15 protein-coding genes are annotated in these 24,073 nt (G+C 50.0%); 13 read left to right on the top strand and 2 right to left on the bottom strand.

Going from position 1 to position 24,073, the window contains the following annotated elements; translation table 11 throughout:
• The first annotated feature begins 114 nt into the window (after positions 1 to 114).
• From A3849_RS17645 to A3849_RS17695, 11 genes are all read left to right on the top strand, one after another.
• On the top strand, positions 115 to 1,866 hold the full coding sequence (locus A3849_RS17645; protein ID WP_074112598.1) for a sensor histidine kinase: 1,752 nt from the start codon (positions 115 to 117) through the stop codon (positions 1,864 to 1,866).
• A gap of 33 nt (positions 1,867 to 1,899) precedes the next feature.
• The gene (locus A3849_RS17650) at positions 1,900 to 2,589 is read left to right on the top strand and encodes a response regulator transcription factor (protein WP_074112599.1); all 690 of its coding nucleotides are present in this window, start codon (positions 1,900 to 1,902) and stop codon (positions 2,587 to 2,589) included.
• 24 nt (positions 2,590 to 2,613) lie between these two features.
• Positions 2,614 to 3,138, top strand: coding sequence for a CDP-diacylglycerol--serine O-phosphatidyltransferase (gene pssA / locus A3849_RS17655; protein WP_074112600.1), 525 nt, complete (start codon positions 2,614 to 2,616; stop codon positions 3,136 to 3,138).
• Between the two features lie 4 nt (positions 3,139 to 3,142).
• Complete coding sequence (locus A3849_RS17660; RefSeq protein WP_074112601.1) at positions 3,143 to 3,634, top strand: DedA family protein; 492 nt, start codon at positions 3,143 to 3,145, stop codon at positions 3,632 to 3,634.
• 415 nt (positions 3,635 to 4,049) lie between these two features.
• The gene (locus tag A3849_RS17665; RefSeq protein ID WP_074112602.1) at positions 4,050 to 5,657 is read left to right on the top strand and encodes an extracellular solute-binding protein; all 1,608 of its coding nucleotides are present in this window, start codon (positions 4,050 to 4,052) and stop codon (positions 5,655 to 5,657) included.
• A 95-nt stretch (positions 5,658 to 5,752) separates the two neighbouring features.
• On the top strand, positions 5,753 to 6,655 hold the full coding sequence (locus A3849_RS17670) for an ABC transporter permease (protein WP_074112603.1): 903 nt from the start codon (positions 5,753 to 5,755) through the stop codon (positions 6,653 to 6,655).
• 139 nt (positions 6,656 to 6,794) lie between these two features.
• On the top strand, positions 6,795 to 7,667 hold the full coding sequence (locus tag A3849_RS17675) for a carbohydrate ABC transporter permease (protein WP_074087085.1): 873 nt from the start codon (positions 6,795 to 6,797) through the stop codon (positions 7,665 to 7,667).
• Positions 7,668 to 7,686: 19 nt separating this feature from the next.
• Complete coding sequence (locus A3849_RS17680; RefSeq protein ID WP_074112604.1) at positions 7,687 to 9,396, top strand: hypothetical protein; 1,710 nt, start codon at positions 7,687 to 7,689, stop codon at positions 9,394 to 9,396.
• Positions 9,397 to 9,470: 74 nt separating this feature from the next.
• Positions 9,471 to 10,655, top strand: a complete 1,185-nt coding sequence (locus A3849_RS17685) for an MFS transporter (protein WP_074112605.1) — start codon at positions 9,471 to 9,473, stop codon at positions 10,653 to 10,655.
• 55 nt (positions 10,656 to 10,710) lie between these two features.
• A complete protein-coding gene (locus tag A3849_RS17690; protein WP_074112606.1) occupies positions 10,711 to 12,957 on the top strand; it encodes an AraC family transcriptional regulator in 2,247 nt (748 codons plus the stop codon).
• 217 nt (positions 12,958 to 13,174) lie between these two features.
• Positions 13,175 to 17,587, top strand: coding sequence for an AAA family ATPase (locus A3849_RS17695; protein ID WP_074112607.1), 4,413 nt, complete (start codon positions 13,175 to 13,177; stop codon positions 17,585 to 17,587).
• Positions 17,588 to 18,294: 707 nt separating this feature from the next.
• Here the strand turns inward: A3849_RS17695 and A3849_RS17705 are convergent.
• A complete protein-coding gene (locus A3849_RS17705; RefSeq protein ID WP_074112609.1) occupies positions 18,295 to 18,699 on the bottom strand; it encodes a LytR/AlgR family response regulator transcription factor in 405 nt (134 codons plus the stop codon).
• 15 nt (positions 18,700 to 18,714) lie between these two features.
• The gene (locus tag A3849_RS17710) at positions 18,715 to 19,929 is read right to left on the bottom strand and encodes a sugar efflux transporter (protein ID WP_074112610.1); all 1,215 of its coding nucleotides are present in this window, start codon (positions 19,927 to 19,929) and stop codon (positions 18,715 to 18,717) included.
• 135 nt (positions 19,930 to 20,064) lie between these two features.
• Between A3849_RS17710 and A3849_RS17715 the strand changes: the two genes are divergently transcribed.
• Both A3849_RS17715 and A3849_RS17720 read left to right on the top strand, forming a co-directional pair.
• Positions 20,065 to 20,946, top strand: a complete 882-nt coding sequence (locus tag A3849_RS17715; protein WP_074112611.1) for a helix-turn-helix domain-containing protein — start codon at positions 20,065 to 20,067, stop codon at positions 20,944 to 20,946.
• A 146-nt stretch (positions 20,947 to 21,092) separates the two neighbouring features.
• Positions 21,093 to 23,918, top strand: a complete 2,826-nt coding sequence (locus A3849_RS17720; RefSeq protein ID WP_074112612.1) for a glycoside hydrolase family 3 protein — start codon at positions 21,093 to 21,095, stop codon at positions 23,916 to 23,918.
• Positions 23,919 to 24,073 lie beyond the last annotated feature (155 nt).

The following is a 24,073-nucleotide window of genomic DNA, read 5'->3' on the forward strand; positions in this document are numbered from 1 at the left end:
AAATAGTGGGAAGAAGTCCTTCAAACGATTCTGAAGGGCTTTTTATTTTGGACACATAGCGAACAAACCAATTAGGTATAATAGATTTATAGAGTTGAAGTACAAGGAGAATTTATGAAAAACAAGAGTATTACGTTCAAACTCTTTATGATAACTGTTTTGTTTTTTGCCTTTTTTTATATGATGATCATTCTCTCGCAACTGCTGCTCTTTAATGATTTTTACGAGAATCACAAATTAAATAAGGTGGAACAGCATCTGGCGAAGTTTGCCTCTGATTATACCCGTAAGGATTGGAGCTCCGATCAGCTCACCCGTGAAATAGTCAAATTCATGACCCGGAACAGAAGCCAACTGGCAATCATAGATATTGATGGAAAAGTGGTCGTTGATGATCCTTACCATATGCTTATCACGCAGGATGACGGTCAGAAAATGATGGTCTCTTTATCCCTGTTTATGACTCTGTATGGAGATCAGTTCAGAGCTGCGAATATTCAGAAAGGGGATCGGATCACGCTCTGGGGTGAGGTAGAGAAACGGGGGAAAGAGAATACCAGCGTGCTCTATCCCGAAAAAATGTACATACCGCATTCTAAAGTAATCGGTGAGTATGAGGGAGAGGTTTCCTCTGAGGTGTCAGGGACGGTAAGCAATATTGAGCTGCCTTACTTTAAAATCTGGAATCAGCGGCAGGGTCTGCTCATGCAGGCGTTGTCCGAGACATTCCCGTTATCCGGTGAATTAAAAAATCGGCTGAACCATATGGAGATGCAACAGTTCCCATGGTTTGAATCCTGGAGTGGAACGAACAATGTTATCATTTTGCAGCCTCTGTTAAAAAATAATGGAGAGCTGGAAATCCTGTTCTCGGTTACCTCTATCCAGGAAATTAGCGATACCAATGATGCACTTCGTGAATTCTATATCTATTTGGGAATTGGGGGCTTCTTACTGATCCTTATCTTATCCCTGTTCTTCTCAAAAATAGTAACCAAACCGCTGATCGCCCTGAATCAGATGGCGAAGAGGATGCTTAACTTCGACTTTACGGCGGTATCCCCCATTCGTCAAAATGACGAGTTAGGCAGCCTGTCGAACAGTATGCTGTTGATGTCGCAGAAACTGGACAGTGCGCTAAGTGAACTGAAGGACGCCAATGTCAAATTGCTAGAGGATATTGAGCAGAAACAGAGACTCGAAGTGCTCCAGCAGAGTTTTTTTGCCAACGCTTCGCACGAATTAAAGACGCCTCTGAGTATTGTCAAAAGCTTCGCGGAAGGCTTACAGGATGGAGTGAATGTAAATAAACGCGAGCACTATATGTCAGTCATTATCGAAGAAGCGGGTAAGATGGAGATGCTAATTAAGGATATGCTGGATTTGGCGAGGCTGGAGTCAGGAACCATAGTGCTGAGGAAACGGATGTTTTTGCTTAGTGAACTGGTGGAGAAGGTTGCTGACAAGCTGGTGTATTTACTTAAGGAGAAGGAACTGGAGATTATAGTTGTGCCTGTGAATGAACTGCATGTACTGGCTGATCTGGAATGGATGGAACAAGTCATTATCAACTTGATTATGAACGCCATTCGTCATGCCGAAGAAGGTAGTGTGATTACCATCAAAATTCACAGCGACACCAGTACTAAGCTCTATGTTGATAATATTGGCGAGACCATACCAGAAGATCAGCTCAATCTGATTTGGGAACGGTTTTACCGGGGTGAGCCTTCACGCAGCCGCAAGACCGGCGGTACAGGGCTGGGCCTTTCGATTGCCGGTCAGATTTTGGGCATGCACGGCTTCGGCTACAGAGTAGAAAATTTGCAGAATGGGGTCCGTTTTATCATCCATTTCAGCAATTAAACGTTAGTCACAAGATTGAAAGTAGGGAATGCGATGAGCAAGAAAGTTCTTATTGTTGAAGATGAGACCCGAATCAGGGAAATTATATCAGACTATTTCATTCAGGATGGCTGGGAGGTTATTGAAGCAGAGAACGGAAAGGATGCGTTAGATGATTTCGATTCGTTCTACCCGGATTTAATAATTCTCGATGTAATGATGCCTAAGATGAATGGCTTTGAAGTATGCCGGAAAGTTCGCAGCCGCTCAGGAGTGCCCATCATCATACTCACAGCTAAATCAGCCGATCATGATAAGGTGCATGGCTTTGAGCTTGGAGCCGATGATTATGTGACCAAACCGTTTAGTCCCAAGGTGCTTATCGCTAGAGCGAACTCGCTTATGAAACGTGCAACTGAAAATTATAAGCCGCAAGGTCATATGATGAAATTTGGGTCCGCAATGTTAAATACGTTAGCCCGCAAACTGGAGGTGGATGGCAGAGAGGTTGAGTTGGCACCGAAAGAATATGAGCTGTTATTGCTGCTTATGAATAATGAGAATGTGGTGATTTCCAGAGAGGCGATCATTAATCGGGTATGGGGCATAGATTTTGATGGGGATTCTCGGGTTGTGGATTCCCATATTAAGAAATTGAGAGCGAAGCTTGGGTATGAATCAAGTTATATTCGTACGGTCATCGGTGCAGGATATAAGTTTCATCAAGAGTTTGGAGATAAGTAAGGTTCTTAGAAGGAGTAGATCATCATGATATGGAAATGGATACCCTCGATTTGCACTGTATTCAATTTAGGAGCTGGAGCAGCTTCGTTGATATTTACGATTGAAGCCTATTATAAGATTGCATTTTTTCTGATTCTGCTGGCAGCCTTTTTTGATGTGCTTGACGGTCTGTTAGCCAGATTAATGAATTGTCCGAGTGAATTCGGTAAGCAGCTTGATTCATTGGCAGATCTGATTTCATTTGGGGCTGCGCCTGTTTTTCTGATTCTGCTGCACCAGTCAGGCGATTTGCATGGGGGAGGCGGGGCTGCGGCCATTGTATTTATCATTTGTGGTGCTCTCCGATTAGCCCGATTTAATGTATCAGCCTCCAGTACGGAATTTACAGGATTGCCGATTACAGCGGCCGGAGTGATTCTATCGTTCTTTTCTGTTCCCAATCATCATATGGAGCCTGCTGTGATTATTGCATTAATTGGTGCCCTTTCTTTGTTAATGATTAGCCGGATCCGGTTTCCATCATTAAAAAAGATAACGGTTAGGAAGTGAAATCATGGAGATGGTTACGGAATTCATCTCTCAATTCGGTTATGCGGCAATCGTAGTTTTGCTCGCACTCGGAATAGTAGGTCTTCCCGTACCCGATGAGACACTAATGGTGTTTGTTGGTTACTTAGCTTCTGTACATGTGTTGAATTACTTGCTTGTGATTCTGTTTAGTTTTATTGGGTCCGTAGCAGGGATGACCATCAGCTATACCATTGGAAGAAAGCTGGGTTACAGCATTATTCACAAATGCGGTAAATGGGTTGGATTGACTCCCAAACGATATCGGAAGGTAAAAAGATGGTTCGCAAAATATGGGGTCTGGACAATCTTTTTTTCTTATTTCATTCCAGGAGTAAGACATGCAGCCGGATACATATCAGGAATTACGACGATGCCGTTTAAAAAGTATTTTTTATTATGCTGTATCGGAGCCGCTGTCTGGACAGTTTTGTTTGTATCCATTGGCTTTTTTGTTGGACAGAAGTTTTCATTCTAAAAGATTTGCGCGCGCCAATAGAAATATGTGCTGCAGACGTTCCCGGGCCTGATGCCGGGAGCGTCTTTTTTTTGCTCCCCAAGGCCTGAACTGTGTAAACTAATGGGACGGGGCGGGCAAATACCTTACATCACTGGCATAAGTACGCCAGAGCGGGCACACAATAGGGGGAAGTACAGGCGGGACGTGCATCCTTTGGTGTGCGGAATGCAGTTTACTTTAACGATTATTGTTTACTTGTTATGTTTCCCTACATAAATAGCGCCATCATCTTCGTATTTATCAACAGAAAATGGTTTATTGTGCGTATTTGTATTCTTATGTAATACTAGGTGACATCGAAGGGGCCGAGAAGCAGTGGTTAAACATTCGATGACATGTTAAATAACATCAAAAGGGGAAAGGTGATGAGAGAATGACAACAAGATGGTCTAAGAAATGGGCAGGTCCCACAGTGGCGGTCGTATTAATCTCCTCTATGCTATTATCCGCATGTTCTTCCAAGGAGGATTCAGCCAGCGGGAATGCGGCGTCAGAATCATCCAAGCCTACTACATTAAAAGTAGAGTTGTTCGACCGGGGGAACTCACCCGCCGGCTACACCATCACCGACAGTTATTTGACAAAGCTGGTGCAGGAACGTTTTGGCAAGCCGAACAATATTGATGTCCAGTTCGTGCCGGTGCCGCGTTCGGAAGAAATTCAGAAGCTGAATGTACTGATGGCCAGCCAAAGTGAAGTGCCGGACATTGTATTCACCTACGATTCAGGAACATTCAACCGGTATGCTGAGCAGGGTGGTTTGACAGATCTTACGGACTTGCTGGATAAGAATGCTCCGAACCTTAAGAAATTTCTGGGCGAGGACACGTTAGCCTACGGACAATATAAAGGACAACAATTCGCGCTTCCGGGCAGAAGACTTGTACTGGGCAAATACGCCGGTTACATCCGCCAGGATTGGCTGGACAAGCTTGGCTTGCCGGTGCCGCAGACAACAGATGAGCTCTATAAGACACTCAAAGCTTTTAAGGATAAAGACCCGGGCAATACCGGAGGTAAGGTGATTCCATTTGGTGTGAGTCTGGCTTCCGCCCAATATGAGCCGCTTCTCTGGTCCTTCATCCAGCCGCTCACCGATGAGCAGAAGTATACCTTGACCCAGCAGCTTGGCTCCAATGATTATCCAACGCTGCTTCCGGGCTTCAAGGATGGCCTGAAATTCATGAACAAGCTGTACAATGAAGGTCTCATCAGTAAGGATTTCGGTCTTGATAAAGACAAGAAGCAGCTATGGCAGAATTTGCAGAACGGTCTGCTTGGCTTCTATACAGAGGATGCAGGTGAATTGTACTTCTCAGCAAATGGCGGGTACGAAAATCTGCAGGCCAATGTGCCTGGCGCAGTGATCACACCTGTTGATGCATTTACTAACTCGGAGGGCAAACATGCCAAGCCGGCTTATGCGCCAAATGCGATGTACGTCATGATCCCGAAATCCAGCAAAAATGCTGAAGCCGCATTGAAATATCTCGATTGGATGGCTTCAGGCACGAACCTCTTCGACATGCAGTTCGGTGTAGAGAATGAGAACTATACGCTTGTAGACGGAGTGCCTGTAGTGAAACCGGATGCGACTCAGGAAGCTATGGACCGGATCTACAACTTCGGTGACCTTGCCATCATCGTTAATGGTAAATATGCCGGAGACGATGCCAAGAATGAAGCAGCTTATATCGCACAGACTCCGGAGAAATACCAGGCAGATATGAAGAAGTCAGTGGAAATCTCCAATACAGACAATATTCAGCCTGTGAAATTCGATCACCCAATCGAAGCGGAAGCGAAATACGGCACGGCACTGGCTGACAAGTTCCAGGAAATTATCGTGAAAATGACTATGATCAAACCGGATCAATTCGACAGCAATTATGATTCTATGATTAAAGATTACATGGCTAGCGGCGGCCAGGCCATTCTGGACGAACGCACTGCAGCTTACAAAGAAATGAGCTCCAAATAAAATAAGCTGAATGACGGCGAAGTACCGGTAGAGGGAGCCGTTTCCGGCTTCCCTGCCATCCGTTGCCGCAGGACGGAAGAGGGAGAGTGAAGACTGTGAGGAATTCAGTTTATTTACGCAGACACTGGCAGTTGTATGTTTTGCTTTTGCTGCCGGTCATTTACTTCATCATCTTTAAATATGGACCCATGTATGGGGTGCAGATCGCTTTTAAGGACTTTAACTTCTTTCAGGGGATTGGCGGCAGTAAATGGGTAGGCCTGGATGTATTCCGGGAAGTGTTCCAGAACAACAACTTCTTCAAGGCGCTGCGCAATACGCTGATGCTCAATCTGCTGGATCTGATCGTTTCGTTTCCTGCACCTCTGATTCTGGCTATCATGCTCTATGAGCTCAGAATAACCTGGTTCAAAAAGCTAGCCCAGACGATCCTGTATGTCCCCCACTTTATTTCCTGGGTGATTATCGGAGGCATTGTACTGCAGGTGTTCGGGACCCAATCGGGGTTCATTAACAATCTGCTGACCGGTATGGGTCTGGATGCCATTCCTTTTCTATCAGACAAAAACTATTGGCTCGTCACCTACCTTCTAATCGGCGTATGGCAGAGCGCGGGCTGGGGAACCATTCTGTATCTGGCGGCACTGACCGGTATCAACAAAGAGCTGTTCGAGGCAGCAGAGGTAGACGGAGCCAGCCGGTTCAATAAAATTCTGCATATCTCCTTACCAGGTATCAAAACCACCATCGCTACGCTGCTCATCATCAATCTGGGCAACATGATCTCCATCGGTTTCGACCGTCCGTTCATTATCGGGAATGTCGCTGTCCGGGATTATTCCGAGGTGCTCAGTACCTTTGTATACCGTGTGGGTATCGAGTCCGGCCAAATTTCACTGGCAACAGCGGTAGGCCTGTTCCAAGCACTGGTAGGATTGATCTTCCTGCTCGCATCGAACTATGCATCCAAGAAACTGGCGGATGAGAGCATACTCTAGTCCAGAGCCGCAAGTAGAAACGCCTACACCGTCCATAAAAGGACGGTATTCGTTTCAGCGAGAAATATAAGGATAAAGTATAGTGTGAAACTTATACTTTCTTATATTTGAATAAACAGAGAATGAGGGGGAGAAAAAAATGAGTGAACGCGCAGCTAACCGGATATTTGATGTCTTTAATATCCTTCTAATCACGTTCGTTGTGATCCTATGCCTAATGCCATTTATTCATATTATTGCGATATCCTTAAGCTCCAGCCGTCCGATTATGGCGGGACTGGTCAGCTTTTTCCCCAGGGAAATCAGCTTTGAAGCGTACACCCAGGTGTTCTCCGATATGTCCATGATCCGTTCCCTTGGTTTCACGATCTTTCTGACCATTCTGGCTACAGCACTGTCTATGGCCATGACGATAGCCGTTGCGTACTCGCTCTCCAAAAGGGATCTGCGGGGACGAAAATGGTTCATGCTGATTATTGTCGTTACGATGTTCTTCAGCGGCGGTCTTATTCCCGACTACATTCTGGTCCGTAATCTCCATCTGCTGGATACCGTCTGGGCGCTGGTGCTGCCGGGTCTGATCAGTCCCTTCTATATGATCATTCTGATCTCGTTCCTGAACGGCATTCCTAAAAGCTTGGAAGAAGCGGCGGAGATTGACGGGACTACCCATCTGGGAACCTTGTTCCGCATTATCCTTCCCTTGTCGCTTCCAGCGCTGGCTACATTGAGTCTGTTCTATGCCGTAGGCCGCTGGAATGGATTCCAGGATGCCTTGATGTACATTAATAATACGGACCTTTATCCGCTGCAGCTTAAGCTGTACCAGATGATTCAGAATAATCAGGTCAGCGATTTGATGCAGCAGGAAGGTCTTGGCATGAACAAGCTGATGCCGGAGAGCCTGAAGGCAGCGAGCGTTATTTTCACAACCCTTCCGATTCTAATCGTCTATCCGTTCCTGCAGCGCTACTTCATCAGCGGAATGATGGTCGGTGCAGTCAAAGGCTAAAGCGAAGGAGGAACACAACATGACTGAAGCTATGATCGAACGGCTTAGCGATCAGCAGCGGTTCCTGCTGGTTCAATCTCTTGAAATGATGGACCCGCTCTATGACGGAGCAATGGAGCTGCTCCGGGACGAAGAAGAGCCGGACAAACACAATACCCGCAGCAGCGGACATTATGCACTGGCTTTGCTGATCCGAAATGCGTCTGGTGATGCAGAGCGGGCATATGGCGTACTGGAACGGGTGATGGATCTGCAGTTCGACTGTCCGGATGAAATCTACCACGGTACCTTCCGCACTTCACCAGAGGCGGCCTCACCCCCTGCAGGCAACTATGACTGGAAAAAGTTCGCGCCAGGCTTCGCCTTTTTTCTGAGTGAGACGGTGGAGAAGGTTGGCAAGAAACTAACCGGCCAATTGGCCGGGCAAGGAAATTTGGCAGCGGCTGGTCTGGAGGATAAGGCAATCCGACAAGCCTTACGGAACGCGGTAGATGAGGTGCTGCCGCCGGTATGGAAAAGCTATGATCCGAACTGGCGTGAATTCATTGCCTGCACCTTTGCGGTGATTCTGGATGAATTCGAGGCTCTGATGCCTACGGCCCTGGTCCGCCGTATGGATGAATCGATGCGGAAAGCCGTGGGTGCTTCGATTGACCGCCGGTTCTCCGATGCCATTCCCATGAACTCCAATATCGTGCTGATGCATATCTTCATCACCCACTACTACGGATACCGCTTTGCGGATGCTGCCTGGATGGGGCACGCGGACCGGGAAGCGGCAGATATGCTGGCTGCTTACGGGGAATTCAGCTCGCTGGCGGAGTTCAATACGACTACCTATTACGGTGTCGATCTGACCGTGCTGGGGATGTGGAGGGTGTACGGCAAGACTGCTGTCATCCGCGAGACCGGAGGCAAGCTTGAGCATGGACTCTGGGCGAATATTGCACAGTTCTATAATCCGGTTCTGGAGAATCTGTCCGGCCCCTTCGGGCGGGCCTATGAGATGGAACTGGTCGGCCACAGCTCTATCGGTGTTTTCCTGTATCTGGCGCTGGGCAAGGGCTATGAATATATGACTGCGGTGAACTGCGAGACCAGCCATGACCCGCTGATTGCAATGGTGGGTGTGGACCTTCCGGAAGAATTGCTGCCGCAGTTCAAGATGCATGCCGGAGACCGCCGGACCGAAAGACAGTTCCGGGAGCTCTGTGAACGGGATAAACCCGGGGAGAACCGCAATTTGTGCACTGCAGCTGCCTGGATTGAAAGCAAGCGGATGCTCGGAGCGATGTCCGGCAGCCGGAACACGAACGGACAGATGCACCCGGCGACCATCCACTGGATGAATGCTGACGGGGAGAAATGCTACCTGCGGCTGCTACGCCGGGAGAAGGGCAAAAGCTGGAACAGCCATTTGCGGGGAATGATTTTTGAGGCGGCGGTTCAGAAGGATTGGCTTTCGGTAGACGTTCAACTGAGTACAGACGTGGAGATTGAGGTTTATTTCGAAATCAGCGGACCTGGACTTTCCCCTGCATTGACGGAGATTACCCCTGATATCTGGGCGCTGCCTAATCTGGGCTGCAAGGTGTCTGCGACCGCTCCAGACCCTGTGATTAACTGGGATCAGGAAGCAAAGCTGCTGGAGATTATCTATTTGTACCGTCCAGAAGACGGGGACTCGCATATGAATTTCACACTGCAGCTGGACCCGCTCACTCCATAAAACCATCAGGATAGACCTCAAGCCAGGCGGGAGGTCTATCTTTTGCGAATACTACAATAAAGGAAGAATGCAGCATGGAGAACGCGGCGATAATATCTGTGGAAGCCAGAATGGAGCTGATTAAGCTCCGTATGGTGTATTTGTTGTCAGGCCTCGCGGGTGGATTGTTCAATCCGTATTTGACAACCCTGTTTGTTCATCAGGGGGTAGGGGCAGAAGTGGTTGGCGCACTAATGTCGATAGGAACGCTGTTATCCATTTTGGTGCAGCCTGTATGGGGCATGTTGGTGGACCGTTACCGGCAGACGAAGCTGGTACTTATTCTCAGCATCTCTGTACCGGCCTGCCTTTCTTTTTTGTATAGCTTTAAGTATTTTTTAGTGATCGTGATGGTGTATATCCTGTCCATAGTCTTTCAGGCTACGCAAAGCCCGATTGCCGATTCTTATGCTGTTTCGGCAGCGCGCAAGGCGAGGACCTCCTATGGTTCGATCCGCATGATGGGCAGCCTGGGTACAGCGCTGGGCGGCTATGCCGCGGGATTCTATCTGTCAAAGTTCGGGATTACACAGCTGTGGATGCCATTTCTGGTGCTCAGCGTCGCAGGCGCTGTCACTGTATTGAGCTTACCCCGCACCACGGAGAACAATGCAACCACGATTTCGTTGTCCCAGGGACTTAAGGAACTGTTGGGGAACCGCCTGTTCGTGATGTTTCTGGTGGCCTGCTTTTTTGTCAATCAGACGCTTACCGCCTATAACTCCTTTTTCGTTCTGGCCTTTCAGGATGCCGGAGGCAGCTATTCGATGGTCGGCACCGCACTCTTGCTGGCTTCCTTAACCAATATCCCTTCCATGCTGCTTGCTGCCAAAATCCTCCGCCGGATCGGGTATGAACGTACGTTGCTCCTGGCCGCTTTTTTCTACGCACTCCGGTGGGCTATTCAATGGCTGTTCCCGATTCCTGTGGTTATGATTGGCATTCAAGTGCTGCACGGCTTGTCCTTCGGCTTGTTCTATGTCGCTGCGGTTGAATATGTGGCGAACGCAGCAGGTAAGAAAATGCAGGCTACCGGGCAAAGCGTATTTAATATGGTCTTTTCAGGTCTTGGGGGAATTGTGGGCAACCTGCTGAACGGATATTTGTATAGTACAGGAGGACCCCAGGTGATGTACCTGGCTTGTACAGTCAGTGCACTAATCGGAGCGGGCATGTTATATTGGATTAACAGAATTGCGAGAGTGTCACCGAACTTGTAAATAGCCAAGCTCCTGATGCATCTCTCGGGTATTCAAGTGAAGAGGGGGGGTTCATATGAAGCGAAATTGGTCCAGCAGGATGATGTTCTCTTACTTCCCTATATTTCTGCTGACCGTATCGATTCTCATCTTTCTCTCCTTTCTCATTGTAGGCGAGCTTTCACGCAGTGAGACCGAAAAGGCCAACCGTATCTCTACCGGCTACGTTGTCGATTCTGTACAGAATGCCTTAAGCGAAGTGGAACTGGCTGTGCTGCAAGAGATGGAGACGAATCATGATTACGGATATTATCTAAGCGGGGAGAGTGATCAGGGAGACCGGACCCGGCTGTATAATACCGTGAAGGATATGCGGGGCATGATTTACCGTAATCAGCTGATTGACTCCATCTATATTTACAGGGAGCTCGACCGGAAGGTGCTTACCCTGAACGGGCTGGTGGACAGCGATGTTTTTGCAGACCGGGATTACCTGAACCAGGCACTGACCAAGGCGGGCACCGGCGAGTGGAGTGATGTGCGCAGCCATCGGCTGTTCAGCTCCGATCCAACCTCACAAGTCATCAGTATGTACAAGAAGCTGCCGCTTCCTTTTGGCTCCGAAGGTGTCATTGTTGTCAATCTCAGCATGTACCGGATCGAACGGATGATTGATGATATGACGAACAGCAAGGTGTCTTTCATGCGTGTGGTCAATGATCAAGGCCAGCTTGTCTATACGGCTCACGGGGAAAAGGAAATCCTGAGCAGCAGTGTTCTCACCCGGATACCTGCCGGTAATGTGGGCTGGACCTTCGAGAGCGGCATCCTTGCCGGTGAGCTGTTCGCCTGGATGTCGGTAGTTTCATATATCTGGATCATTATCGGCGTTCTGACTGTAGTGCTGGGGACCTTGTACATCCTGTATATTACCCGCAAAAACTATCGTCCGATCCAGGCGATGATGAACCGGATTCAGGCGCTGCAGTTCCGGGAAGAGGGGATGGATGTCACCTCAAGGAACGAACTGGTGATGATAGACCAGGCCCTCGAAACCCTGATCCATCAGACCATGGATTATCAAAAACAGCATGATGAGAATCTGCTGGTCCAGCGCCGCCAGCTGTTCCTGGATCTGCTGGAGGGGGAACAGATTGCCTCCCTGGAGGACAGGCTGGAACGCTTCAGCCCGTTCAGCGGGGCAATCATGCAATTTGCCTACATTGCGGCAGAAATCAATCAATACGATGATTTCCGCCATAAATATCCTGCCAAAGATCAGAATCTGCTCAAGCTGACACTCATGAATCTGTTTCAGGAGCTTGCTGGAGAAGAAGGGCTCGAAGGCTGGGGCGAATGGGTCAGCAGCAACCGGATTGGGCTGATGGTCAGCGCCGGCGATCACTCCACAATAGACAAGATCCGTTTGCGGAACCTTGCGGAGCGCTGCCTGCGATGGGTCAGTGACAACCTGGGACTCTCGCTGGCCATCGGGATCGGTCCTGTGGTAGATGAACTTTCAGCAATTCCCAAGTCCTCCTCTGCGGCCGATATGGCACTGCAGCACAAGCTGTCGCTTGGCAAGGACAGGGTGGTGCTAAGTGATAACCTGCCGGACCGTTCCACGCTGCAGTCCTATAAATATCTGCAGATGCTGGGTGAGATTGTGCGGGAGTTCCGCATTGCGGACGAAAATTGGCGGCAGAGGCTGGATGAACTGTTCGTCTGGTTCAGCGAAGATCAGGTAAAGGACGAAGAGATTCATATGATGCTTCATACCTTGATCCAAATGCTTGACCGGGAGCTGGGACAGCTCTCGGACAGCCTGAAGAGAATCTTCAGCGAGCCGAGCCTGCAGGGGTATTACAGCGAAATCGAAGCGGAAACGACTTTGAAACAGGTCCATTCCGTCATGCTGAAATGGCTCGCGGAGATTTACCGCATCTATGTTTCGGTCAATGAGTCTAAAAGCTACCGTGCGATGATCAGCGAGATGAAGGTATATATTGAAGAGAATTTTGACAATCCTGACTTATCGCTCAAGCATCTGAGCGACCGGTTCCAGATTTCAGGCAAATACGCAAGCCATCTGTTCAAAGAGGAATTTGACATGAAATTTGTGGATTTTCTGACCCAGCTGCGGATGCAGCGGGCGGAATATTTACTGGCCACTACCAGCGACAATCTGCAGGATATCGGACAGAAGCTGGGCTATGCCAACTCTATCACCTTTGGACGGGTGTTCAAACGGGTGGTAGGGGTGACTCCGGGTGACTACCGCAAGCTGAAGATGAAGCCAGGCGGGCAGGAGGAGCATAAATAGTTCTACTTCTAACGGAATATGCCAAAGATCAGCATAGCAGCGGTTCTCCCTTCACTGGAGAACCGCTGCTATGCGTTATACCCCCATTGTGGATTATCCTGCAACTTCCTGTTTAAAAAAGGCTCGTTAAATTTTTATTAAATGCTAGAATAGGTATAATTACTTACTTTGTTATGTTTGCGGGAGCGACGTATGGACTACTTGGGGGAATGACAGAATGCCAATCGAAGAAGGGTTCAAGCTGGCTAAAATAATAGAAGGTACCATTATGGAGATATCCTCCTTTCTATACAGTGCTGAAGCATTAGCGAAGATGGTCCGGACGATTCATCATCAGAGTAGAATGATTGGCCGCCTAAATCCGTCCTCGGTCCGTTTGGCCCTGGACTTAAGAGAGGCTTTTCTAATCGAGAACGGAAACGCGGATTACGCCTATCTGGCCCCTGAACAGTTGGGCAGGATGGAGTATAAGCCGGATGAACGCAGTGACCTGTATGCGCTTGGTGTGATCTTCTACGAGATGCTTGCCGGTCGCCTGCCCTTTCAGGCGGAGCACCGGGAGGATTGGGTTCATTTGCATATGGCCGCCATCCCCGGACCGCTGCATGAGTACCGGCCTGAGCTGGCGGGTCCTTTGGAGGACATCATCGCGAGGCTTATGAGCAAGTCACCGGAAATGCGCTACCAGAGCGCTTATGGACTGCTTGCCGATATACGGCAGTGTGTTGCCGCGTACGAAGAGACCGGCGAACTCCTTCCTTTTGAGATTGGGCTGGCCGACCGTGCCAGCCGGTTCCGGCTGCCGAAGCTGTTGTATGGGCGGGAGCTGGAGGCGAAGCAGCTGCATGCTGCTTATGAGCAGACTTGCGGCGGAGGCTCGGCATTTGTACTGGTGACTGGCCGCTCAGGGAGCGGAAAGACGGCGCTGATCGAGGAGTTATATATTTCAGTACTCCGTGAAGGGGGCCGCTTTGTCACAGGCAAATGCGATCCAATGAACCGGGAGATGCCTTATGCCCCGATTTTACAGGCTCTTCGCGGACTCCTGCAACAAGTATGGAGCGAAACACCGGATAGGGCAGCGGAGCTGGGCATTCAGTTGAGAGAGACCATGGGCCAGGGAGCGGGTGTTATCACCGAATTCCTTCCTGATGCTGCCGGGCTGTTTGGAGGGGTATTTCAGGCAGAAGCGCTTCCGCCAGTGGAGGCTGCTGTCCGTTTCCGCCGTCTGCTCCCCATGTTTATCGGCGCTTTTGCCAGTAAGGAACGGCCGCTCGTATTATTCCTGGATGATCTGCAGTGGGCTGATCCGGATACACTTGATTTCCTGTATATCCTTGCTGAAGATTTGGCAATGCACGGGTTAATGGTAATTGGAACCTTTCGCTCGGAAACGATTGAAGAACGGTTGAATAGTCTGGACGGGTACCCCGCCTCTGCTATTTGGCTGGATGAGGTATTATCCCCGAAGCAACAGGACAGACCGCTGCATATCCGGCATATTCAATTGGAAGCCCTGATATACGAAGATGTAAGACAGTTTCTCTCCCAGCTATTGAAGGAAAACACTTCACGCATCCGGCAGCTTGCAGAGCTCGTGTATCACCGGACCGCAGGTGATCCGCTGTACCTTCACAGGCTGATGGACAATCTGTACCGTGAGCACAAGCTGTACTATGACGAGGAGCAGGCCTTTTGGGTCTGGGATACCGAAGCCATTGCAGAGCTGCCGGAAGCGCCGGGACTCCTGCATTTCCTGGAGGCGCGCATCCGGCAGCTTCCCGGGGACACCATCGGTCTTTTGGGGATAGCCGCAGCCTTGGGTCACCGCTTCCGCGTGTCGGCAATTTCTGCAATGAGCGGTTATACCGTGGAAGATACGCTGTCTCTGCTGCGCATTGCGGAGGCAGAGGGTTTGATTAACCTGGAGAAGGATGCTGAACCGGGAGGCACGGATGATTCTGTATATACTTTTCTACATGACCGGGTGCAGGAAGTCGTATACAGCATCATACCGGTCACGGAGCAGGCAGGCCTGCATTTGGCAATTGGACGCAGCATGAGTAAAGATATGGGCGGGATAGCGTATTCTGTTTTTGAGCGGGTACACCACTTGAATTTGGGCGCTGTGAAAATGGAAGATGAGACCGAAAGAAACGGGCTTGCCGCTTTGAACCTGCATGCCGGAATGAAGTCGAAGGCGACTACGGCGTTTGCATCAGCGCTGTATTTTCTGGAGACGGGACTACATCTGCTCGGGGAGGAGGAAGCCGTTCCCGGGTCGCTTGCTTACAGGCTGCTGCTGGAACTGCCTGAATGTGAATATATGTGCGGCTACACCGAGCGTGCAGCCGTGCGGCTCGAACGGCTACTGGCCGCTACGACAGAACTGCTCGAGCGATCCCGAATCTACCGCATCCGGATCGCCATGTGTGCCTATCTGAAGAAAGATGAACAGGCCGTGCAGGTTGGACGGCAGGCACTGGCGGAGTGGGGCTGGAAGCTGCCAGTGAAACCCACTTCCGCAGCTGTGATAACGGAGGTGGCATTGACGCAAAAAGTCTTATATCAGCACCGCAATGTGCTAAAGCGTCTTCCTGTCAACCGGGAACCTCATTATATAGCATTGTCTGAGTTGGTGATGTCGATTGCGAGCTCCGCCTTTACCTTAAGCCTGTCTTTAGCGGCTGTACTCTTTTCCCGGTTTGTACGGTTTGGGCTAAGCCGGGGGAACAATGAAGCATTTGCCTATATTCTGGCCGGTTACGGTTTAGTGCTCATGCGGAATAAATTATCTTTTGCACAAACCGGTGCTTTTTATATTGAAGAAGCTATACAGCTTGCTTCTTCTTTTGAAAGCGTGGACTTAAGATGCAGATTGGATTATATCATGGGGCTGGCCTTATTGAAGCATCAACCGAAGGAGGGGCTGCATCATTTCCGGCAGTCGGTGAAGCATGGAATGGAAGCAGCCAATTTACCGTTTGTAAGTATTGCCATGCTAACCTCGGTGACGAACCATACCGGAGGTCCGGCTGCATTATCTGCGTTGATTACAGAATATGAGGGCCTTGCAGGCAAGCTGGTGGATACGGTCACCCTGAATATCTTCCAGATCTCCAAAGCATACGTGGCCCGTCTGCAGGGACTGGCTGCTGAAGGTGATGAATCTCCGGTTCCCGTCCATAGCAGCCGTTCCAGTAAAGTGCTGAATAACGAAGTGTTCTACATCTGCACTTGTCAAATGGAAATCGCCTATCTCGAAGGTCGTTTCCAGGATGCGCTGGCCTGGGCACAGGAGGGGAGCTTCAATACCTTCCGGCAGACCCGGATGCAGGTACGCAAGCAGCATGTGTATCAGTCCTTAGCGCTTGCTGCGCTGTATGCAGAGTCTCCTCCGGCAAAACGCAGGGATATCCGCAGCAAGCTCCGTAAGCAATGGCATGGGATGAGATCATGGACAGGCTACTTCGGTCAGGGATATTCCGCTTATTTACTGATCAAGGCGGAAATGCAGCATTTGAACGGGAATCACACCGAAGCAGCCAAGGGCTATGAACAGGCTATTGCAGCTGCACGTCAAGAAAAGAACGGGCTATTGGAGGGTATATCCTGCGAAAGGGCATCAGCATTTTACCGGGCGGCCGGAACGGTCACGGGAGCTGACGGATTGTTACAGGATGCCTGCATGGCCTATCTGCACTGGGGGGCTGCCGCCAAGGTGACTCAGCTTGGAAAGGCATACCCGGATTTGAAGTTACCGGCAGCCGGGAGGACCATGGAGCAGCTGGTAGTAGGTGCGGCCATAGCACCCGCTGAAAGAGCGGTGTATTCAGACAACGGAAAAGAGCTGTTCCGGCAAATGTCCAGCTCTGCTGAAAGAGCAGTCCACTCGGACTGGAGAGACAGGCTCAACAGCTTACTGGAGTCGGCGCTCCGCTATTCGGGAGCGGTGAAAGGATATATTTTTGGCAGCCGTGAGGAAGAATATATAATTGTTGCCCGAAGCGGCTCAGCGGAGAATCCGCAAGACAGATATGCAGAATCAGTGGTTCGCTACGTAATGAGGACGGGTGAGCCGGTATTGCTTACTAATGCTTCAGTCAGTTCCTATGCAGCTGATCCATATATCATGGGTAATCAGTCCTTATCCGTTTTATGTCTGCCTGTTTTCTTCCCTGGGGGAGTGGAGAGGTCTGTTGTATATTTGGAGAATCATCTGATGGCCGGAGCCTTTACGGATGAGCTGCAAACCTTGCTTGATTTTATGATTACCCGGATGGTATATCAGCAGGCCCTTGAAGATTCCCGTCCGGCGGGTCCTTCCACAGCGGGGGCAACCGGGTCTGAGCCGCAAGCGGATCGTTTAATACCCGGTTTGTCTGGTGAGCATCCGCTGGATCTGCTAGCTGCAGCGCAGGCTGAACCGTTAATGGAACCGCTGACGCTCCGGGAACATGAGATCCTGTGCTCGCTATCTGATGGACTCTCCAATAAGGAAATTGCCACCCGCTTTGGAATCACCGAAGGAACGGTAAAAAGCCATGTATTCCGGTTATACGGCAAACTTGGCGCGAAGCGCCGTGCGCAGGCTGTTGCCCGGGCACGGGAGCTGAACCTGCTGAATTAGCATGGAGCCTGCCGCTGTTCGATAAAATCAATAAAAGGTTTGACCGCTGCCGGGAGGTAGCGGTCTTTTCCTATTCTGGTTTTATTGATTTCCCGAAAACTGTAGCTATTCATTTATACCAGACTTCAGCCAATGATATTATTTGGGAATTACTGGATCAGGGGGGCGCGGGCTATTAGGATGGAGCATGGCACGATTCCCGAAAATTATTCTTGTCTTTGTTCTTGCGGTTTTATCCGTATGCAGTTATAAGACCGGACGCAGTGTTTTTGAGGAATTTGATGGGCGGGTATTTAGCCACGAGAGCGTGCCTAAGAGGCTTCAATTTCGTTTCTTGTTCTGCTGGCGGGTATTGGAGTCACTCTGGGATTTATAATTAAGGATTCCAACAAGATTAGTACAATCTTGGTCCTGTGGCCTTGGGTGCATGTTTTGGGTCTGATTGGATTATTGGTTATAGGAAGAATGATATCGGAATATATTCTGTCATTGGCTCTTATGACTATTGTACTGTTACCCATGAATTTAATAGGGGAAGGAATCTCACTGGGGTTTCTATTCACTCGATTATTCACCCGTAAAAATTGGAGATTCCAGACTATTGGTTTGATAATTATTAACCTGTTCATTATCGGAGTTGTTTTATTGGAAATGTCTAAGGAATCTCACGCAGAGTTCTTCATGTAGCCTTATTCTTCGTACAAAAACTACCCCGCCGGAGCAACCCCAGTCTGCTCATCATACATACTCTCATGCCCCGTAGCGCTTGCCGCTCTAAGCAATACGTACATCAGCTCTTCCTTGGCAACAGGTTTCAGCAGAGCATCCATGCCGCCTTTGCAAAAGGCATCCAGGACAAATTCGTGGCTGCTGGTCACAACAATCTTGCACTGAGGCTGATTTCCATTCACACGTTCTATCGCACTGGCTTCGCTGATCAGTAGCTTGGCATCCGTCACAATAAGATCCGGTTCATGCTGTTCGATCAGCCGGATGGCCCGCGAATCACAGGACGCTTCCAGAATCGCTTCATATTCAAAAGGCAGTTGCTCCAGCATCAGTTTGAGCTCAGTGCGCACAATAGGGTTGTCGTCAACAAGTATAATTTTCATCGCAGGTTCCTCCTGTTATGTGATGCTGGTAGAGCGGGTTCCCTCTTCTGCCGCTAAACGTTGAGGGAGTGCAAGCAAAGCCAGAGAGAGCAGGGCCAGCAGCAGACATACCCAATAGGCATTCCTGTATCCGAACCACTGTGCTGCTGCGCCTCCGGCCAGACTTCCTAACAGCCTTCCGATCGTCGTTGAATTCGTATACAGTGTTGAAGCATATCCTGGCAAATCGGGAAGCAAATCTTGAATATAGCTGATGCCGATAGCGGAGATAACAGCTACGAAGAAGGCCAGCAGTACCTGTCCGGCGAGAATCTGCCACAATGAAGTTGAGAACAGCACGACGATGTAATAAGCTGCACCCAGCGCAATCCCCCAGACCATGAGCAGCCGGGCCGAATATTTGGCGGATAATAGCCCCAGTACAAGCATCAGTGGGATCTCAAGCAGTGCGCAAATACTGGATACCGAAGCGACATTCTGCATATCCCCGCCAAGCGTATCCGTAATGAACAGGGAGATGTTCAGATTGTTGATCCAATGCCCGGAATATAGCAGCGTCAGCACCAGAAAAGGGACCAGAATCCGGGGATTCTGATGCAGACTTACGGGCTTGGGCTTCTGGCTGACGGTTTTTGGCGGGACGGCAGGAGTTTTTATGAAGAAAAGAGCTAACATAGCATTCAAGATAAAAATCAGCGTGGTGCTCATGAAGATGCCCTGGAATCCGAAATAATGGATAAGAACCGAGCCCACCAGCGGACCGACGATAAAACCCAGCGAAAACATCGAGCGAAGCGTTGAATTGGCTAAGGCATGATCCGCAGACTTACTGGCATTGACAGCCTCCCGTGCACTGGCGAAGAGCTGGGGCATGGCCGGGGCACCGAGAGCCGTGAATACGGTCATAAACAACAGTAGTCCATAAAACTCATGAATAATGAGGTATCCGGAAAAAGCTAGCGCATTGAAAAACATGGCGGTGACCATCAGTTTTTTGCGGTTCAGCCCGCTGTCCGAGCGTTTGGCAATCGACATGCTGAGCCATACGCCGCTTATGATGGTTATTGCCGTAAAAACACCAAAAGTAGCTGCCGATACCCCCAGCTTAGTTGTAAAATAGACAGCCAAAAATGGGGAGCTAATGGATATAGCCATCCCTTGCAGCATCATGCAGATCAAAAATACAGGATAACCTGAGATCAGGAGAAGATTGCGTGTTCGGTTCAACATAAGGGCGGGAATGTCTCCTTCAGAATCAGCTTGCAGCTTTATCTTTCATTTGGTTATAGTATAGATAATTGTTGATGATTAAAGAATGTTTTATCTGCTCGAAAACCTCTACTATTTGGCTGGGACGGTGAGAATATGGACTTGAAGCTGCATGCCTGCGCGTACTCTTTTCATACCCTTCCCTTCAAAACATCCTTTACACCGCCGCCCTTTTTTCTGTTTCGGCTACAGGTAATGGGCAGCTGCAGAGCGCTGGTCAAAGGGAAAATGGAAGTCATTGAGCCCGGCGATCTGCTGATCTATCCCCCTGGTGAGCTTTATCATTTAGAGGTTGAGGCCATGGACGGGAATATTGAGAGCGGGGATTATTATCTGCTCTGCGAAGGTTCGTGGATCGAACAGTGGTGGAAGACCCGGCCCCGCCCGATCCAACAGCGGATTCATCTGGATGCCGGAATGCTCTCCTTATGGCAGCAGTTGAGCATCGAGCAGCACCGGATTGTACAAGGCAATCCCGAGCTGATCCGGCATCTGCTGTGCGCCTTATGCTTGTCGCTCGACCGCCTCTCGGAGGAGGCCGTTTCCCGCCAGGACCCGCTGGTGCGTTCCAATGAAATGGTACTGCTGATGCAGCGGTATATCAACGAGCATGCCTTGCGCCCGCTGCGGGTGGAGGAGGTTGCAGCGGCGGCCGGGCTTAGTGTCTCCCGCGCTGTGCACCTGTTCAAAAAGCTTACAGGGTATACGATTATTCACTACACCCAGGAAATTAGGCTGTCCAACGCTCTGGAGCGCATCCGCTATACCGACTTGGGGCTGGAGAATATCGCCGGAAGCTGCGGGTTCGGCACGTATTCTTATTTTCACAAGGTGTTCAAAGCCAGATACGGCGTCACGCCTAAGGAGGTACGGGGCCGTCCGCCTGAGACGATTCTGGAAGGTACCTATGTCATCACCAGCGGAGACCAGAACCTCTCCGGCGTCTCGCCGGATGCGCGGAAGTTTCTGACGAATTGAGCGGGGGGGCGGGTCCCCTACCCGAATCTCTAATTATGAACTGATTTTTATGTCAATTATTCAGGTGTTGCTCTCTGCGGGAATCTTTTATGATGGGGAGGATAGTTGAAACCGTTATCATAAAGATCAAAAGGAGTGTCATCTCAATGGAATCCGCAACATTACCCTTTCAACAAATTGAATTGCAGCTGAATGAACGTGTACAGGACCTGCTCTCCAGACTAACGCTGGATGAAAAGGTGAGCCTGATGCCCCAATATCAAGCAGCTATTGAACGTTTAGGAGTAGGCGGCTATAAGCATGGTACGGAAGGGGCACACGGTATTTCCTGGCTGGGCAAAGCGACTTCTTTTCCGCAGCCGAGCGGACTGGCCTGCACATGGAACCCGGAGCTGCTGCAAAAGATCGGTGAAGCGATCGGCGATGAAGCCAGAGCTTTTTACCGGAAAAATCCGACGGTTAACGGCCTGACTTTATGGGCGCCTACAGTGGATATGGAGCGTGATCCGCGCTGGGGCAGAACGGAAGAAGCCTATGGTGAAGATCCGAAACTGACTGGCCGTCTAAGTACCTCGCTCGTGAAGGGGATTCAAGGCGATCATCCCAAGTATTTGAAAGCGGTAGCAACGCTTAAGCATTTCCTCGGCAATAACAATGAGATTGACCGTGGAGTGGCTTCCTCCAGCATAGATCCGCGCAATATGCGTGAGTATTATCTGGAAGCCTTCAAGCCCGCCTTCAAGGAAGGCGGCGCGCAGTCGATGATGACGGCGTACAACTCGGTGAATGGCGTACCAGTAATCCTGCATCCGGCAGTCATGGAGATTGTGAAGGGCGAATGGGAAATGGACGGCTTCATTGTAAGCGATGCCGGAGATTTGTTCGGGATTGTGAAGGATCATAAGTATTATGAATCGTTCGCCCAGTCCATGGCGGAATCGATTAAGAACGGCATCGACAGTGTGACCGAAGAAACGGAAGAGACGATTAAGGTCATTCACCAGGCGTTGAATGAAGGACTGCTGACCGAGGCGGATCTGGACCGCGCGCTTTTCAATACGTTCCGCGTCCGTTTCCGTCTAGGCGAATTCGATCCCGAGGAAGGCAATCCGTATACGGCCATTGATGATTCTGTGATTCTCAGCAAGAAACACAGCGAGCTGTCCCTGGAAGCTGCGAAGCAGTCTATCGTATTGCTGAAAAATGAAAATAACACCCTTCCGCTCAGCAAGACTGAGCTATCCCAGGTCGCACTTATCGGGCCTCTGGCGGATGAAGCTTTCAGAGACTGGTACTCTGGTACGTTGGCTTACGGTGTGACTCCGCTGCAGGGTGTGACGAAGAAGCTGGCCGGGAAGCAGGTTGCTTTTGAGAGCGGGGATGACCGCATTATTCTGACCTCGGCAGCTAGCGGCAAGGCAGTAGGAATGACCGGCGAAGACGGAAGATTGGCTGTCTTGCATGATGTACCGGAGCGTGGGGAATTGTTCCGCCATACGGCCTGGGGCTGGACCGCCCATACGCTGGAAGCAACAAGCCGGGGACAGTATGTTACACTGAACGACTCGGGTATTTTGACAGCTTCTGCAGATGAAATTTATGGCTGGTACGTGAAGGAATCACTGAATCTGGTGCCGGAGGACGGGGGGGCCGTGAGCCTGCGCACCTGGAATGACAAGCTGATCTCTATCAATGCAGAGGATGGCACACTCGAGGTTGGTGATCAGGATGCTGTTGCCCAGGCACGTGAATTTAACAAGACCGTCATTGTGAATGGCGTGGAAGCGGCAGTCCAAGCTGCCAAGTCCGCAGAGGTCGCCGTCGTGTTTGTCGGAAACCATCCGCTTTTGAACGGCAAAGAAGAAATCGACAGACCGGATATTGTGTTGCCTGAAGAGCAGGAACGTCTAGTCAAGGCAGTATACGAGGCAAATCCCAATACTGTAGTAGTAATTGTGGGAAGCTACCCGATCTCTTCGACATGGATAGATGAGAATATTCCGGCCGTCCTGTACACCTCCCACAGCGGGCAGGAGCTCGGCAATGCAGTGGCAGATGTCCTGTTCGGCGACTACAGCCCGTCAGGGAAGCTCAATATGACCTGGTACCGTTCCGTGGATCAGCTTCCTGATCTGATGGATTACGATATTATCAAAGGCAAAAGAACCTACATGTACTTTGACGGCGAGCCGCTGTATCCGTTCGGACATGGCTTAAGCTATGCACAGGTGGCGTACCGCAAGCTGTCGCTGGCGGACGAGTTTTTGAAGCAGGATGGAACCATTAAACTGACAGTAGACGTTGAGAATACAGGGTCTGTAGCAAGTGACGAGGTAGTTCAGTTCTACATTCACGCCTTGTCCTCCCGGGTGAAGCGTCCTCTGAAGCAGCTTAAGGGTTTCGAGAAGATTCATCTTGCAACCGGACAAACACAGACGGTGGCATTTACTGTACCGGTGGCCGAGCTGGCGTTCTGGGATGTGACGCGGGAGCAATATTGTGTGGAAACCGGCGAGTACGAGATCTTAATTGGCCGTTCCTCGGGCGACATTCAGCTGACCGGACGTGTACAAATACAGGGTGAAACGGTTCCGCCGCGTGACCTGTATCATACAGTTAAAGCCGAGAACTATGATGACTATGAAAAAGTGTTTCTGGATGAATGCAAGGCAGGCGGTGCATCCATTCACCCTACAGCGGACGGCGCATGGATTGCCTTCAAGGATGCAGCGTTCGCACAGGGAGCAACAGAGTTCCAGGGGCTTGTATCCTCCGCCAAGGGCGGCAGTGTGGAGATCAGAACCGGAGGCCTGGCGGGGAACTTGGCAGGTACGCTGGTAATTCCGGCAAGCGGCACCCTCCAGGAGTGGAAAAGCCTATCCGTTCCTGTCAGTATGAGAGCAGGAAACACGGATGTGTATATGATCTTTAGCGGCGAGGTTCTGCTGAGCCGCTTCCATTTTAACGCATAGAAGGAACACAGCATTGGCCCCGTATGTTCTGATGATTCAGAGGATGCGGGGTTTTTGGCATGTTCAAATAGCAGAAATCCAGACGTAAAAAGAACCTGCGGGCTGCATCGCTGCGCCAGCGGGTTCTTAAACTGTGTCTAGGGTCAATCTCCGCC

This window comes from Paenibacillus sp. P46E (assembly GCF_001909095.1).
GTDB classification, from domain to species: Bacteria; Bacillota; Bacilli; order Paenibacillales; family Paenibacillaceae; genus Paenibacillus_AQ; species Paenibacillus_AQ helianthi.

Excerpts from the sequence above, each read along its gene's own strand:
- A3849_RS17645 (WP_074112598.1), top strand. The coding sequence starts at position 115 with ATGAAAAACAAGAGTATTACGTTCAAACTCTTTATGATAACTGTTTTG.
- A3849_RS17650 (WP_074112599.1), top strand. The coding sequence starts at position 1,900 with ATGAGCAAGAAAGTTCTTATTGTTGAAGATGAGACCCGAATCAGGGAA.
- pssA (WP_074112600.1), top strand. The coding sequence starts at position 2,614 with ATGATATGGAAATGGATACCCTCGATTTGCACTGTATTCAATTTAGGA.
- A3849_RS17660 (WP_074112601.1), top strand. The coding sequence starts at position 3,143 with ATGGAGATGGTTACGGAATTCATCTCTCAATTCGGTTATGCGGCAATC.
- A3849_RS17665 (WP_074112602.1), top strand. The coding sequence starts at position 4,050 with ATGACAACAAGATGGTCTAAGAAATGGGCAGGTCCCACAGTGGCGGTC.
- A3849_RS17675 (WP_074087085.1), top strand. The coding sequence starts at position 6,795 with ATGAGTGAACGCGCAGCTAACCGGATATTTGATGTCTTTAATATCCTT.
- A3849_RS17680 (WP_074112604.1), top strand. The coding sequence starts at position 7,687 with ATGACTGAAGCTATGATCGAACGGCTTAGCGATCAGCAGCGGTTCCTG.
- A3849_RS17685 (WP_074112605.1), top strand. The coding sequence starts at position 9,471 with ATGGAGAACGCGGCGATAATATCTGTGGAAGCCAGAATGGAGCTGATT.
- A3849_RS17690 (WP_074112606.1), top strand. The coding sequence starts at position 10,711 with ATGAAGCGAAATTGGTCCAGCAGGATGATGTTCTCTTACTTCCCTATA.
- A3849_RS17695 (WP_074112607.1), top strand. The coding sequence starts at position 13,175 with ATGCCAATCGAAGAAGGGTTCAAGCTGGCTAAAATAATAGAAGGTACC.
- A3849_RS17705 (WP_074112609.1), bottom strand. The coding sequence starts at position 18,699 with ATGAAAATTATACTTGTTGACGACAACCCTATTGTGCGCACTGAGCTC.
- A3849_RS17710 (WP_074112610.1), bottom strand. The coding sequence starts at position 19,929 with ATGTTGAACCGAACACGCAATCTTCTCCTGATCTCAGGTTATCCTGTA.
- A3849_RS17715 (WP_074112611.1), top strand. The coding sequence starts at position 20,065 with ATGGACTTGAAGCTGCATGCCTGCGCGTACTCTTTTCATACCCTTCCC.
- A3849_RS17720 (WP_074112612.1), top strand. The coding sequence starts at position 21,093 with ATGGAATCCGCAACATTACCCTTTCAACAAATTGAATTGCAGCTGAAT.